We start from the raw sequence: 14,030 nt of genomic DNA, 5'->3' as shown, positions 1-14,030 counted from the left end.
CCCAACCTGACGGCCCTGTTCGACCATCTCGGCGTCCCGACCGTCCCGACCGCGATGTCGTTCTCCGTCTCGCTCGACGACGGCGCCTTCGAATACGGCGGCGGCGGCCTGCCGGCGCTGTTCGCCCAGGGATCCAACCTGGTCCGGCCCCGCTTCTGGTCGATGCTGCGCGACCTGCTGCGCTTCTACCGCGAGGCGCCGGGCTTCCTGCGCGGCCCGCCGGCCGGCGGCCTGACGCTGGGGGACTATCTCGACGCGCATGGCTACGGCGAGCCCTTCGTCGCCGACCACCTGCTGCCCATGGCCGCCGCGATCTGGTCGAGCCCCGCCGCCGACATGCGCCGCCACGACGCGGCGGAGTTCATCCGCTTCTGCGACAATCACGGGCTGCTGAAGCTCGCCGGCCGGCCGCAATGGCGCACGGTCGCGGGCGGCAGCGCCGCCTATGTCGACCGCCTGGCCGCCCGCCTCGGCCCGGCGGTCCTGACCGGCAACGCCGCCCGCGCGGTCCGGCGGACCGGCGACGGCGTCCTGGTCGAGGATGCCCGCGGCGAGGTCCGGCGCTTCGACCACGTCGTGGTCGCGACCCACGCGCCGCAGGCGCTGGCGCTGCTCGCGGATGCCGACGGGGAGGAGCGCCGGCTGCTCTCCGCCTTCGCGACCCGCCCCAACATCGCCGTCCTGCACACCGACGCGGCGCTGATGCCGCGCCGCCGGGCCGTGTGGTCGGCCTGGAACTACCTGAAGTCGCGGCACTCCGACGGTGGCGCCGTCTCGGTCAGCTACTGGATGAACCGCCTGCAGCCGCTCGCCACCCGGACCCCGCTGTTCCTGACCCTGAACCCCGCATGCGAGCCGCGCGCGGACACGGTGCTGGGCGAGTTCGTGTACCACCATCCCCTGTTCGACGCCGCCACCGCCCTGGCCCGGCGCGAGCTGTGGTCCCTGCAGGGCCGGCGCGGCACCTGGTTCTGCGGCGCCTGGTTCGGTGCCGGCTTCCACGAGGACGGGCTGCAGGCCGGGCTCGCGGTCGCCGAACGGCTCGGCGGCGTGCGCCGGCCGTGGACGGTGCGCGACGAGTCCGGCCGCATCCATCTCGGCGCCCCGCCCCGTCCCGTCGCCGCGGTCGCCGCATGAGGTCGGCTCTCTACGAGGGGGTCGTGATGCACCGGCGGCTGCGGCCGAGGCGGCACCGGCTGGCCTACCGCGTCTTCTCGCTGCTGGTCGACCTGGACGAGCTGCCGGCGCTGGGCCGGCGCCTGCGGCTCTTCTCGCACAACCGCTTCAACCTCCTCTCCGTCCACGACGCCGACCACGGGCCGGGCGACGGCCGGGACCTGCGAGCATGGATCGGCGCCACCCTCGCCGAGGCCGGCATCGACGCGGACATCGAAGCGGGCGGCCGGGTCGAGATGCTGTGCTATCCCCGCATCCTCGGCTACGCGTTCAACCCGCTGACGGTCTATTTCTGCCGCCGTCCCGACGGCCGGCTGGCCGCGATCCTCTACCAGGTCACCAACACCTTCGGCGAACGCCACTGCTACCTGCTTCCGGCCGGGCCGGACGCGGCCGGCGTCGTCCGCCACGCCTGCGCCAAGCGCTTCTACGTGTCGCCCTTCATCGGCATGGAGGCGACCTACCGTTTCCGCGTCCTGGCGCCGCCCGGCCTGGAGCAGGCCGACCATGGCGACCGGGATGCCGGCCGCATCTCCGTCGTCATCGACGAGGCGGACGAGGCCGGGACGCTGCTGTGCGCCTCCTTCACCGGGCGGCGCCGCGCGCTGGGCGACCGCGCGCTGCTGTCGGCGCTCGCCCGCCATCCCCTGATGGCCGTGAAGGTGATCGCCGGCATCCATTGGGAGGCCCTGCGGCTCTGGCTGAAGGGCGTGCCCCTCCACCCCCGGCCGCGGCCGCCTTCCACCCTCGTCTCAACCGTGAAGTCGCCATGATCGACCATGATCCCCCGCTGCTCGGCTTGGCCGCGCCGATCTCCTCGCCGATTCCCGCGCCGATCCCCGCCCCCGGCCGCACCGACCGCTGGACCCGCGCGTTCCTGCGCGTGCTGGGCGGGCTGGAGGCCGGGCGCGTCACGGTGGTCACGCCGCAGGGTGGCCGGGTGACGTTCTCCGGCCGCCGTCCCGGGCCGTCGGCGGCGCTGTGCCTGCACGAGGCGTCGGCGGTCCGCCGGCTGTTCCTGGGCGGGGCGGTCGGCTTCGCCGAGGCGTATGTCGACGGCGGGTGGAGCAGCCCGGACCTCGCGGCGCTCCTGGAGCTCGCGGCCCTCAACGAGGCCCGCACCGACGTCGCCGGCAGCCGGCTGGTCCTCGCCCTGCGCCGCCTGTGGCATCTGGCCCGCGCCAACACGCGGCGCGGCAGCCGGCGCAACGTCTCCTTCCACTACGACCTCGGCAACGACTTCTACCGGCTGTGGCTGGACCGCGGGATGCAGTACTCCTGCGCGCTGTACGAGGGCGGGGAGGATCTGGAGGCCGCGCAGGAAGCCAAGCTGGCGCGCGTCTCGGCGCTCCTGGACCCCCGGCCGGGCGACGCGGTCCTGGAGATCGGCTGCGGCTGGGGCGCGCTCGCCGAACGCCTGGTGGTGGAGCACGGGGCCGCGGTGACCGGCCTCACCTTGTCGCGCGAGCAGCTCGACTGGGCGCGCCGGCGGCTCGGCGGCCGGGCCGACCTGCGCCTCCAGGACTACCGGGACGTCGGCGGCGCCTACGACCGCATCGCCTCGATCGAGATGGTCGAGGCCGTGGGCGAACGGAACTGGCCCACGTATTTCCAGGTGCTCCACGACCGGCTGAAGCCCGGCGGCGTCGCGGTGATCCAGGCGATCACCATCGCCGAGGAACGCTTCGCCGCCTACCGGCGCGGCGCCGACTTCATCCAGCGCCACGTCTTTCCCGGCGGCATGCTGCCGACCGCCGGCCTGGTCCGCGGCCATGCGCGGCGGGCCGGGCTGCGCGTCGCCGCGCAGGAGCGCTTCGGCCTCTCCTACGCCCGCACCCTGGCCGAATGGAACCGGCGCTTCCAGGCCGCATGGCCGCGGATCGAGGCGCAGGGCTTCGACGCGCGGTTCAAGCGCCTGTGGGAATACTACCTCGCCTACTGCGAGGCCGGGTTCCGGACCGGCGCGGTCGATGTCGGCCTCTACCGCTTCGAAAGGCCGTCGTGACCGGCCCTCCGCTGCGGCTGTGGGCCTACGCGCTGCCGGCGGCCCCGTTCGCGATGCCCGTCATTCCGGCCGTCGTGGTGCTGCCCGCATTCTACGCCCGGTCGGTCGGGTTCGGCCTGACAGGGCCGCCGCAGCCGGTCTCGTCTTGATCGCCACGGGATGCTCGACCATGAAGCCGCAGGATTTCGCCGGGTCCACTCCGGCATTGCGCCTTGAGGACTATTTCGCCGGCAGCACGCGCGCCTACGGCCTGTTCGAGGACCGCTTCGGCAACCTCCGCCGCCAGTTCGTCGTCGACATCGACGGGACCTGGGACGGCCGCCGCCTTGTCCTCGACGAGCGCTTCACCTATTCGGACGGGGAGAAGGACCGGCGCGTCTGGTCGATCGAGAAGCTCGACGAGCACGTCTACCGCGGCGAGGCGGACGACGTCGTCGGCGAGGCGGCGGGCCTGTCCTACGGCAATGCGCTGAACTGGCGCTACACCATGGACCTGAAGATGGGCGACGGCGCGCTGCGGGTGAACTTCGACGACTGGATGTTCCTCCAGCCCGACGACGTGCTGATCAACCGCGCCGAGGTCACGAAGTTCGGCGTCCAGCTCGGCACCGTCACCATCGTCTTCAGGAAGGACCCGCCGACAGCCGCCGGCGGATGAGGCGGATCAGCGGGCCGACCACCGGCAGGCGGGCGTAGAACTGGGTCGAGGCGTCCCAGTGGTCGACATGCTCGACGACCAGGCCGCCGGCATCGAGGCGCAGTTCGCTCACGCCTTCGACCTCCCAGGCCCGGCCGCGCAGGCGCGAGGTGAACCGCCAGCGTACGAACGCGACGTCGCCGTCGCGGGCCCGGTGGGTGATCCGGAACCGCGGCTCCTCCAGCGTCGCCAGCATGTGCTCCAGCACGCGCCGCAGGGCCGCCCGGCCGCGGACGTCGTTGAACGGATCGACGAAGCGCACCGTCTCGGCCGCCACCTCGTCCAGGCGGTCCAGGGTTTCGGGCGACAGCTCCTCGTAGAAGCGCAGATAGGCATCGAGGCTCATCGCTTCGCCAACCTCCCGGCAAGGTTCAGGTAAACGGCGTTCGGCAGCAGCCGGCCGAGCTTCAGCAGATAGGCGAAGCGGCGCGGGAAGGCGATCTCGAAGCCCGGCCGGCGCAGCCCGTCGACGACGCGCCGCGCCGCCTCGTCCGCCGGGATCAGGAACGGCATCGGGAAGTCGTTCCGGTCGGTCAGCGGCGTGCGCACGAAGCCGGGATTGACGAGCTTCAGCGCCACGCCCTCGCGGCGCAGCTCCGGCTCCAGGCTCTCGCACAGGCTGATCAGCGCCGCCTTGGTCGGGGCGTAGGCGGCGGCACTCGGCAGGCCGCGATAGCCCGCGACCGAGGCGACGACCGCCACCGTGCCGCGCCGGCGCGCGCGCAGGCGCGGCAGCACGGCCTCCAGCCCATGGACGACGCCCATGAAGTTGACCTCCATCAGCCGGCGCGCCGTGTCCGCCGAGAAGTCGGCCGCTCCCATCGGCTGGTGGGTGCCGGCGTTGAAGACCGCCAAGTCCAGCGCGCCCAGGGTGGCTTCGATCCGCCCGGCCGCGTCGTGGACGGCGGCGGCGTCGGTCACGTCGAGAGGGACGGGCACGAGGTACTCGTCGCCGGTCGCGAGCAGGTCCAGGTCGCTCGCGGTGCGGGCGGAGATCGCGACCCGCCAGCCTTGCGCGGCCAGCCGCCGGGCCACGGCGGCGCCGATGCCGCTTCCGGCCCCGGTGACCCAGGCGACGGGGCTCATGGCGTTCCTCCCGGGACGTGGTCGCCGCCCGGCGCGGCCGCGAGCACGGCGAGGGCGGCGCCTGCGACATGTCGCATGGGGGCGCATCGCATGGGAAAGCTCCGGATGTCGCTTCGAACCTGTCCGTTGCATACGCGGCCTGGCCGCCGCCGGATCACGTCGGGCGCGCAACGGACGGCATTCCGCCGAACGGTCCCGGGACGTGATATTTTGTGGGCGCCCATGCGGCGGTGCTCGCAGGGGAAGCTTGTCCTCCCGATATTGCGGGGCTTAAATGCCAGCCGGCCAGCATGGCCGGACGGCTGCGCCGACCAGAGACCCGATGACCCTGACCGGTTCCTACGACCCGACGCTGGTGACCCTGTCGATAATGGTGGCGGTGGTCGCCTCCTACGCGGCTCTCGACCTTGCCGGCCGGGTCGGCGCCGCGCGGGGCTGGTCCCGGCGCGTCTGGCTGGCGGCGGCCGGGTTCGCGGGCGGCGGCGGGATCTGGTCCATGCATTTCGTCGGCATGCTGGCGTTCCGGATGCCGATGCCGGTCCATTTCCGCCTCGACCTCACCCTCGTCTCGCTCGCGACGCCGATCCTGCTCACCGGCGTCGGCCTGGCCGTGGCGATGCGTCCGGGGCGCGGCCGGGCCGCCCTGGCCGGCGGCGGGCTCCTGCTCGGGGCCGGCATCGCGGCGATGCACTATCTCGGCATGGCGGCGATGGAGATGGCGGCCGACATCCGCTACGACCGCGGCCTCGTCGCCCTGTCGATCGCGATCGCGATCGGCGCCGCGTCGGCGGCGCTGATCATCGCCGGGCGGCAGCGGACGCTGCGCCAGACCATCCTGGCCTCGCTGGCGCTCGGCATCGCGATCAGCGGCATGCACTACACCGCGATGGCCGCCGCCGAGTTCGCCGCCGCGCCCGCACCCGTCCCGGCGCCGCACCGGCACGGGCTGCCGCCCGCCATGGTCTCCATCGCCGTCCTCGCGATCACCCTGCCGATGCTGCTGCTGGCCCTCGTCGCCGCCCAGCTCGACCAGCGGCGCGTCGAAAGGCGGGCCGAGCGGCGCCTCGCCGACATCGCCGCCAACTTCGCCGGCGTCATCTACCGCCGGGTGCTCCATCCCGACGGCCGCATCAGCTATCCCTATGTCAGCGAAGGGCTGAGGTCCCTGGTAGGCGATGCCTTCGACGGCGCGTCCACCCCCGTCGGCATCGACGACGTCGCCCGCGGCGCCATCCTGGCCGAGGACAGGGAGCGCTGGGCCGAGGCGGTCCGGCGGTCCGCCGCCGACATGCGCCCCTACAACATCGAAGGGCGGGTGCGCGGCCGGGACGGCTCGGCCCGCTGGGTGCGCAGCGCCGCCTACCCGCACCGCGACGCCGACGGCTCCATCGTCTGGGACGGGGTGCTGTTCGACGTTACCGAGCTGCGCGCGGCCGAGGACGCCCGGCGCCTCGGCGAGGAGAGGCTGACGCTCGCGACCGAGGCCGCGAGGCTCGGGTCCTGGGACTGGGACCTGGAGACCGGCCGCTTCTCCGCCTCGCCGCGCGCCCTGGCGCTCCTGGACGTCGATGCGGCCGCGCAGCCGCCGGGGCCCCTGCTCGACCGGCGCCTCCACCCCGAGGACGGCCCATCGGTGCAGGCCGCCATCGCGGCGGCACTCGACCCGGCGACCCGGGCGGAGTTCGACGTCGAGTACCGTCTCCTGCTGGCGGACGGGGAGACCCGATGGCTCGCGGCGCGCGGGCGCACGCTGTTCGACGGGCCGGGCGCGCACGCGCGCGCGCTGCGCTTCCTCGGCATGCTGATGGACGTGACCGAGCGCAAGCACGCGGAGATGCTGCTGCGCCGCTCGCTCGCCGAGAAGGAGATACTCCTGGGCGAGGTCCATCACCGCGTGCGCAACAACCTCCAGGTCGTCCTGTCGCTGATCCGCCTGGAATCGAACCGCCTCGACGACGAGGGGGCCGGGCGGATGCAGGCGCTGGCGCAGCGCATCTCGACGCTGGCCCAGCTGCACGAGCAGCTCTACCGGTCCGGCGAGTTCGGCCGGGTGGACCTGCCCGGCTATCTCGGCGACCTCGCCCGCACGCTGGCCGAAATCCACCACGGCACGGGCGACGTCGAGGTCCGGCTCGAGGTCGAACCCATCGAGTGTGATCTCGACACGGCGCTGCCGCTGGGGCTGCTCGCGAACGAGCTGGTCACCAACGCGCTCAAGCACGCCTTCCCGGACGGGCGGCCGGGGCGGGTCGTGGTCGCGTTGCGCCGGGCCGGGCCCAAGGTCGTGTTCGAGGTGGCGGACGACGGCGTGGGCGACACCCCCGCGGCCGCTCCCGCCGGGCCCGGCCGCAGGAGCCTGGGCCACCAGCTCATCCGGTCGCTGGCACGCCAGCTCGGCGGCGAGCCGGAGCGGGTGGAGGGGGCGGGAACCCGGGTCCGCGTGACGATCGACGCCGGCCGCTTCGGCCCGTGCCCGTCCGCCGCCGACAGCGTCGTCGCGGCGCAGTGACCGCGCCGAAGGCGCGGGGAGACCGTTCCAGGAGGGGACAATGGCCCGCGAGGCATCGATCGCCGAACGCCTTCGGGCGAGCCTCGACCGGCTGACGCCGACCGAGCGCCGCGCCGCGGCGACGTTGCTCGGCCATTACCCGATGGCGGGGCTGGAAAGCGTGACGCAGTTCGCGCGCCGGGCGGGCGTCAGCGCCCCCTCGATCCTGCGCCTGCTCGGCAAGCTCGGTTTCTCCGGGTATCCGGAGTTCCAGGAGGGCCTGCGCGAGGAACTCGCCGCCCGGCTCGAATCCCCGCTCGGCCGGCTGCGCGAGAGCCATCCGCGCGAGGGGGAGGCACGCGATTTCCTCCCCCTGTTCGCCGAGCGCGTCGTCGACAACCTCCGCGGCACGGTCGAGCACCTGCCGAGCGCGGCGTTCGACCGCATCGTCGGCCTGCTGTGCGACGAGCGGCACCGCGTCCATTTCCTGGGCGGCCGCTTCACCGGCCATCTCGCCGGCTACATGGCCGCGCATCTGCGCGCCGTGCGTGCCGGCGTGCACGAGGTCTCCGGCCACGGCGCGACCTGGCCGGACATGCTGCTGTCGGTCGGCCGCCGCGACGCCGTGCTCGTGTTCGACGTCCGCCGCTACCAGCCCGACGTGCGCAGCTTCGCCGAGCGGGCGGTCGCGCGCGGCGCGCGGGTCGTGCTGTTCACGGACGAATGGAACTCCCCGATCGCCGCGGTGGCCGAACACGTGGTCCTGTCCCATACCGCGACGCGCCACGGCTGGGATTCGCTGGCGGGGCTGCTGGTCGTCGCCGAGGCGCTGATCGCCGCCGTCTCCGACCGCCTCGGTCCCCGCTCCGCCGAGCGGCTGCGCGAACTGGAGGAGCTGCGCTCCGGCTGGGGCGGCTCGCTGCCCGAACCGGAATAGCTCAGGCGATCTCGCCTAGGAAACGCGTGAGCGCCCGCAGCACCTGTTCCGGCTGCTCGGCATGCAGCCAGTGGCCGGCATCCCGGATCGTCTCGATCCGTGCGCGCGGGAACAGGCGCCGGATCGCGGGCTCGTGCTCGGGGCGGATATAGGCGGACCGGTCGCCGTCCAGGAACAGCGCCGGCCCGCCGTAGTCGAGGTCGGTCTCGGGAAAGCCGGTGATCAGGTCGAAGCTCCGCTCGATCGCCTCGAGATTGATGCGCCAGCGCAGCTCGCCGCCTTCCGCGACGAGGTTCTGCATCAGGAAGGAGCGTATGCCCGCCTCCGGGATCGTGCCGGCCAGCGCCGCCTCCACTTCGGCGCGGCGCCGGTAGCGGTCGAGCTCGACCGCCCGCATCGCATGCACATAGGCCAGCAGCGTGCTGTCGTAGGGCACCGGCGCGACGTCGGCCGGGATCACGGCCGAGACCAGGTCGGGGCGCTGCAGCGCCAGCCACATCGCCACCTTGCCGCCCATGCTGTGCCCGAGGACGGGGCAGGGGCCGATCCCGTGGCGCTCGATGAAGCCGGCGACGTCTCCGGCCATGGCCGGGTAGTCCATGCGCTCGGACCAGGGCGAGTTGCCGTGGTTCCTGAGGTCGAGCGCCAGCACGCGGTGCGCGTCGCCCAGGCTGCGGGCGATCATCGCCCAGTTCCGGGCCGAGCCGAACAGCCCGTGCAGCACGACCAGGGGCGCACCGGCGCCGGTCTCGGTATGTGCGAGTTCCAGGATCAAGGGGTCGAACCTCCGTCGGGATGCGCATGATGGCCCCGCCAAGTGCCATGCATTAGGATTGGCGCCATGTCAACCGGCCGGCCCCTGCACCTGCTACCCAATCTCGGACCCGCGACCGCGCGCCGCCTCGCCGAGGTGGGCGTCTCCTGCGAGGCCGATTTGCGCGCGCTCGGCGCCGTGGCGGCCTATGCGCGGCTGCGCCACGCCTTTCCCCGCGAGACCAGCCTCAACGCGCTGTGGGCGCTGCACGGCGCGCTTGAGGGCGTCGCCTGGACCGCGCTCGACGCCGCGACCAGGGCGCGGCTCGAGCGCGAGGCGGCAGAGCCCTCGTAGGCGTCACTCGCCGGTCTGGAGCAGCGCGCCCCGCCGGCGCGCGACGTCGAAGAAATGCATGAAGACCGCGACCGAGGCGGCCATGTAGACGGCGTTCAGCCCGACCGCCCAGGCCAGCCGGTCCCACAGGATCGCGTTGCCGAACATCACCGCGCGCATGCCCTCGAAGACATGGGCCGAAGGCAGGAACCAGGCGACCCATTGCAGCCAGTCCGGCAGGACCTCGACCGGGTAGTAGATCGCGCTGATCGGGGCGAGCAGGAACACCGCGACCCAGGCCAGGCTCTCCGCCCCCAGGCCGTGGCGCAGGATCAGCGCCACGACCAGCAGCCCGAGCCACCAGCCCATCACGATCAGGTTGGCGAAGAACAGCGCCAGCATCGGGCCGAGCCCGAACACCGAGAAGCCGAACACCGGCACCGCCAGCAGGGCCGCCGGCAGGATGCCGATCACGGTCCGGATCAGGCTCATCGTCATCAGCGAGACCACCCATTCCGACGGCTTGAGCGGGCTCACGAACAGGTGGCCGAGATTGCGCGACCACATCTCCTCCAGGAAGCAGATCGAGACGCCGAGCTGGCCGCGGAACAGCACGTCCCAAAGCAGCACCGCCGCGATCAGCACGCCGGCACCCTGGGCGACCCAGTCGCTGTTTCCGGCCAGGAACTGGCTGATGAAGCCCCACAGGACCATCTGCATCGTCGGCCAGTAGGCGAGTTCGAGCAGGCGCGGCCAGGAGCCGCGCAGCAGGTACCAGTAGCGCAGCACCATCGCGCCGATGCGCCCCGGCGAGAACCCGGTCCGCACCGCCCGGCCGGCATGGGCGGCAAGCTCACTCCGCTGCATCGGCCACTCCCTTGCGGCGCTCGCGCGCGATGTCGAGGAACACCTCCTCCAGGCTCTCCCGGCCGTAGCGCGAGAGCAGTTCCTCCGGCGTGCCGCGGTCGACGATCCGGCCCGTCCGCATCATCAGCACGTCCGAGCACAGCCGCTCGACCTCGAGCATGTTGTGGCTGGCCAGCAGGATCGTGGCGCCGGTCTCCCGGCGGTAATCCTCGAGATACGTCCGGATCCAGTCGGCCGTGTCGGGGTCGAGGCTGGCTGTCGGCTCGTCGAGCAGCAGCACCTTCGGCGCGTTGAGCAGCGCCTTGGCGAGCGCCACCCGCGTCTTCTGCCCGGCCGAGAGCTTGCCCGTCTCCCGGTCCAGCAGCCGCTCGACGTCCAGGGCATGGGCGAGTTCGGCGATGCGCGCCCCGACCTGGCGCAGCCCGTAGAGCCGGGCGTAGACCGCCAGGTTCTCGCGGACCGTCAGCCGGTGCGGGAGATCGACATAGGGCGAGGAGAAGTTCATGTGCGGCAGCACGCGGTGGCGGTGGCGCAGCATGTCCTGGCCGAGCACGCGCACGGAACCCGAGGACGGCAGCAGCAGTCCGAGCAGCATGGAGATCGTGGTCGTCTTGCCGGCGCCGTTCCCGCCGAGCAGGCCGCAGATGGCGCCGCCGCGGACCTGGAAGGAGAGGTGGTCGACCGCGACCGTCGGGCCGAAGGTCTTGGTCAGGTCCGCGACTTCGATCGCCGGACCCGTATCCGAAGGCTCTTTGCTGGTCATGGCGCGAATATGAGCGCTCCCGCGCCGCGCCGCCAGGGGGGCCGGCCGCATGCCCGCCATCCCTGGGATCGGGTTTTCCGGTTTGGCGCAATTTTGTTACAGAATGCATTCTGGCATCAGTCCAGCTAACGCGAGTGCGCAGAAAAACTGATTTGCACCCGTTGCGCCTGTGGCCGGAAAGTCGTCCGTCGTACTGGGACGAAAAGCGGAGGCAGGGGTCATGGGAGTGGGCGGAACTCGTACCGGTCCGGCGGTGGGTGCCGAGGCGGCGACGCCGGACTGGGTCCTCGTCTTCTTCTGCTTCCTCGCCCTGGCGGTGTCCTTCTCGGCGCGCTCGACGCTCGGCCTCGTGATGCCGTTCTGGGAGGCGGACCTTTCGGTCTCGCGCGAGTTCGGCTCGGCGGTCGGCGCCTCGATGCTGATCGTCATGGCGTTCCTGGCCCCGGCGGCGGGCCATCTGGCCGACCGGTTCGGCGCGGTCACGCTGCTGGCGGCCGGCCTCGTCGTCGTGGGGGCCGGTCTGCTGCTGGCCTCGGTGTCGTCCGCCCCCCTGCTGGTCGCCGCCTCCTGGGTCGGGGTCTCCGCGATCGGTTTCGGCGTCGTCGCGATGCACGTGGCGGCAACGGCCGTGGCACCGGGGGCGGGGACCAGGCGCGGGCTCGCGACGGGCATCGCCACCTCGGGCGCGTCGGCGGGCCAGCTCCTCGTGATCCCGTTCCTCGGCCTCGTCCTGCAGGCGGCGGGGTGGCGCTTCAGCCTCGCTTCCGTCGGCGTCGCCGCCATGGTCCTGGGCCTCCTCCTCGCGACGATGCGCAACGGCCGGACCAGGGCCGCCGGCGCCTCGGCGCCGAGGGTTTCCGACGCGGTCGGCGTCGGCACGCAGCTCCGCGCGCTGGCGAGGAGCCCGGTCTTCCACGCCCTGTTCTGGAGCTTCACGCTGTGCGGCTTCACGACGGCGGGGGTCATCGAGGTGCATTTCCTGCCCTACGCGTCGTTCTGCGGTTTCGCGCCGGTGACCGGGGCGACCGCCTTCGGCGTGCTTTCGGCCGTCAATCTCTGCGGCATGATCCTGGCCGGCTGGCTGGCGGACCGCATGGACCGGCCGCTGCTGCTGGGCGCCATCTACCTGCTGCGGGCGGCCAGCTTCGTGCTCCTGATGAACATCGGGTCGGACGTCTCGCTGCTGTACCTGTTCGCCGTCGTCTTCGGTCTGTTCGACTACGCCACGGTGCCGGTGACGGCGAGCCTCGTCGCCACCCATCTGGGGACGCGGGCGATGGGCCTCGCGATGGGACTGATCTCGGCGGGCCACGCGGTCGGCGCGGCGGCTGCCGCGTACGGGGCGGGCGTACTGTTCCAGATGACCGACGGCTACGCCTGGGTCTGGATATCCTCGACCGCGCTGGCGGCGGTCGCGGGCGTCCTCGTGCTGCCGCTGGGCGACCGGCGCGGCGCGGGCAACGGCCGGGTGCCGGCCTGAGGCGCGGCCCGCCGCTCCTGGACGCGGCGGGCCGCTTCGCGCTACAAGCCGGCGTCCGCCTGCCTGCATCCGCCGGAGCCGCCCCGCCATGACCGACGCCGACACCGCCGAGCGCAGCCTTCGCCCGGGGGCCGCGATCGACGGGCGCGTCACGTTGCGCACGCTGATCCTGATCCGCTGGATCGCGATCGCAGGCCAGCTCACCGCGGTCCTCGTGGTGCAGTTCGGCCTCGGCGTGGCGCTGCCGCTCGGCCCGGTGCTGGCGGCGATCGGCGCGTCGGTGCTGCTGAACCTGGCGGCGCTCGCGCAACGCAAGGCGCGGCCGCGCCTCGCCGACCGGGATGCGGCGCTCTATCTCGGCTACGACCTGCTCCAGCTCTCGCTGCTGCTCTATCTCACGGGCGGGCTCCACAACCCGTTCGCCGTCCTGATCCTGGCGCCGCTCACGGTCGCGGCGACGATCCTGTCGCGCAACGCCGTCGCCGGCCTCACGCTGCTGGCGCTCGCCTGCCTCACGGCGCTCGCCCTGTGGCGCTTCCCGCTGCCCTGGCCGGGCGGGCCGCTGACGCTGCCGCCGCTGTTCTCGCTCGGCACCTGGCTGGCGCTCACGATCTCGGCGATCTTCATCACCGGTTATGTCTGGAGCGTCGCGCAGGAGGCGCGGCGGATCTCGGACGCGCTGTCCGCCAGCCAGATGGCGCTCGCGCGCGAGCAGAAGCTGTCGGCGCTGGGCGCGCTGGCCGCGGCCGCCGCGCACGAGCTCGGCACGCCGCTGGGCACGATCAGCCTGGTCGCCAAGGAACTGGCGCGCGAGGTGCCGCCCGACGACCCGCTGGCCGAGGACATCGCCCTCCTGCAGAGCCAAGCCGTACGCTGCCGCGACATCCTGGCCGATCTGTCGCGCAAGCCCGAGGCCGAGGGTGGCGAGCCTTACGACCGGCTGCCGCTGCGCGCCCTGATCGAGGCTGCCGCGGCGCCGCACAAGCTGCCCCATGTCGAGCTGCGGATCGAGGAGCACGCCTCGCGCCACCCCGCCGGCCACCCCGCCGGCCACCCCGCCGGCGGAGCGGAAGTGTCGTCGCTTCCCATGGTCCGGCGCAGTCCCGAGATCATCCACGGCCTCGGCAACCTCGTGCAGAACGCGATGCAGTTCGCCCATACGCAGGTGGTGGTGCGCATGGAATGGGACCAGGACCGGCTGACCGTGAGCGTCACCGACGACGGGCCGGGGTTCCCGCCCGGGCTGCTCGCACGCATCGGCGAACCCTACATATCCTCGCGCGCCGAGGGGCGCGGGCATATGGGGCTCGGCATCTTCATCGCCGAGACGCTGCTCGAGCGCACGGGCGCGGAGGTGAGCTTCACCAATAGCCGTAGCGGCGGTGCGAGCGTTGTCGTACGTTGGCAACCGCCGATATTCGATGCGAAAGCCTGATACGGGGAC

At 72.7% G+C, this 14,030-nt stretch carries 15 protein-coding genes; 10 read left to right on the top strand and 5 right to left on the bottom strand.

Annotation, left to right across the window (positions count from 1 at the left end; translation table 11 throughout):
* The 5 genes from VGO20_RS25530 to VGO20_RS25510 form a co-directional block, all read left to right on the top strand.
* The coding region (locus tag VGO20_RS25530; RefSeq protein ID WP_327505226.1) for an NAD(P)/FAD-dependent oxidoreductase at positions 1–1,137 on the top strand (1,137 nt) is incomplete at its 5' end.
* Positions 1,134–1,949: a DUF1365 domain-containing protein gene (locus VGO20_RS25525; RefSeq protein ID WP_327505225.1), complete on the top strand. Its 816-nt coding sequence runs from the start codon at positions 1,134–1,136 to the stop codon at positions 1,947–1,949. The genes VGO20_RS25530 and VGO20_RS25525, both read left to right, overlap by 4 nt.
* A complete protein-coding gene (locus tag VGO20_RS25520; RefSeq protein WP_327505224.1) occupies positions 1,946–3,181 on the top strand; it encodes a cyclopropane-fatty-acyl-phospholipid synthase family protein in 1,236 nt (411 codons plus the stop codon). The genes VGO20_RS25525 and VGO20_RS25520 overlap by 4 nt, the downstream gene beginning before the upstream one ends.
* A complete protein-coding gene (locus tag VGO20_RS25515; RefSeq protein WP_327505223.1) occupies positions 3,178–3,330 on the top strand; it encodes a hypothetical protein in 153 nt (50 codons plus the stop codon). The genes VGO20_RS25520 and VGO20_RS25515 overlap by 4 nt, the downstream gene beginning before the upstream one ends.
* 20 nt (positions 3,331–3,350) lie before the next feature.
* Positions 3,351–3,839, top strand: a complete 489-nt coding sequence (locus VGO20_RS25510; protein WP_327505222.1) for a DUF3833 domain-containing protein — start codon at positions 3,351–3,353, stop codon at positions 3,837–3,839.
* On the opposite strand, the gene VGO20_RS25505 is transcribed toward VGO20_RS25510, so the two are convergent.
* Entirely contained in the window at positions 3,805–4,224 is a 420-nt protein-coding gene (locus VGO20_RS25505) for a nuclear transport factor 2 family protein (RefSeq protein ID WP_327505221.1), read from the bottom strand. The genes VGO20_RS25510 and VGO20_RS25505 overlap by 35 nt on opposite strands.
* Entirely contained in the window at positions 4,221–4,964 is a 744-nt protein-coding gene (locus VGO20_RS25500; RefSeq protein WP_327505220.1) for an SDR family NAD(P)-dependent oxidoreductase, read from the bottom strand. The genes VGO20_RS25505 and VGO20_RS25500 overlap by 4 nt, the downstream gene beginning before the upstream one ends.
* A gap of 322 nt (positions 4,965–5,286) precedes the next feature.
* Here VGO20_RS25500 and VGO20_RS25495 point away from each other — a divergent pair, with 322 nt between their 5' ends.
* Complete coding sequence (locus VGO20_RS25495) at positions 5,287–7,473, top strand: MHYT domain-containing protein (protein ID WP_327505219.1); 2,187 nt, start codon at positions 5,287–5,289, stop codon at positions 7,471–7,473.
* 40 nt (positions 7,474–7,513) lie between these two features.
* Positions 7,514–8,389: a MurR/RpiR family transcriptional regulator gene (locus VGO20_RS25490; protein WP_327505218.1), complete on the top strand. Its 876-nt coding sequence runs from the start codon at positions 7,514–7,516 to the stop codon at positions 8,387–8,389.
* Position 8,390: 1 nt separating this feature from the next.
* Here the strand turns inward: VGO20_RS25490 and VGO20_RS25485 are convergent, their stop codons facing one another.
* Positions 8,391–9,164: an alpha/beta fold hydrolase gene (locus VGO20_RS25485; protein WP_327505217.1), complete on the bottom strand. Its 774-nt coding sequence runs from the start codon at positions 9,162–9,164 to the stop codon at positions 8,391–8,393.
* Positions 9,165–9,230: 66 nt separating this feature from the next.
* Between VGO20_RS25485 and VGO20_RS25480 the strand changes: the two genes are divergently transcribed.
* Positions 9,231–9,497, top strand: coding sequence for a TfoX/Sxy family DNA transformation protein (locus VGO20_RS25480; RefSeq protein ID WP_327505216.1), 267 nt, complete (start codon positions 9,231–9,233; stop codon positions 9,495–9,497).
* 3 nt (positions 9,498–9,500) lie between these two features.
* On the opposite strand, the gene VGO20_RS25475 is transcribed toward VGO20_RS25480, so the two are convergent.
* Both VGO20_RS25475 and VGO20_RS25470 read right to left on the bottom strand, forming a co-directional pair.
* A complete protein-coding gene (locus tag VGO20_RS25475) occupies positions 9,501–10,343 on the bottom strand; it encodes an ABC transporter permease (RefSeq protein WP_327505215.1) in 843 nt (280 codons plus the stop codon).
* Positions 10,330–11,106, bottom strand: a complete 777-nt coding sequence (locus VGO20_RS25470) for an ABC transporter ATP-binding protein (RefSeq protein ID WP_327505214.1) — start codon at positions 11,104–11,106, stop codon at positions 10,330–10,332. The genes VGO20_RS25475 and VGO20_RS25470 overlap by 14 nt, the downstream gene beginning before the upstream one ends.
* A gap of 220 nt (positions 11,107–11,326) precedes the next feature.
* Between VGO20_RS25470 and VGO20_RS25465 the strand changes: the two genes are divergently transcribed.
* Positions 11,327–12,586, top strand: a complete 1,260-nt coding sequence (locus VGO20_RS25465; protein ID WP_327505213.1) for an MFS transporter — start codon at positions 11,327–11,329, stop codon at positions 12,584–12,586.
* Positions 12,587–12,674: 88 nt separating this feature from the next.
* On the top strand, positions 12,675–14,021 hold the full coding sequence (locus tag VGO20_RS25460) for an ActS/PrrB/RegB family redox-sensitive histidine kinase (RefSeq protein WP_327505212.1): 1,347 nt from the start codon (positions 12,675–12,677) through the stop codon (positions 14,019–14,021).
* The last annotated feature ends 9 nt before the right edge of the window (positions 14,022–14,030 follow it).

This window comes from Arenibaculum sp. (assembly GCF_035998295.1).
In the GTDB taxonomy this organism is placed as follows: domain Bacteria; phylum Pseudomonadota; class Alphaproteobacteria; order Azospirillales; family Azospirillaceae; genus DASYHS01.
This window is presented reverse-complemented; position numbering and strand designations above follow the sequence as displayed.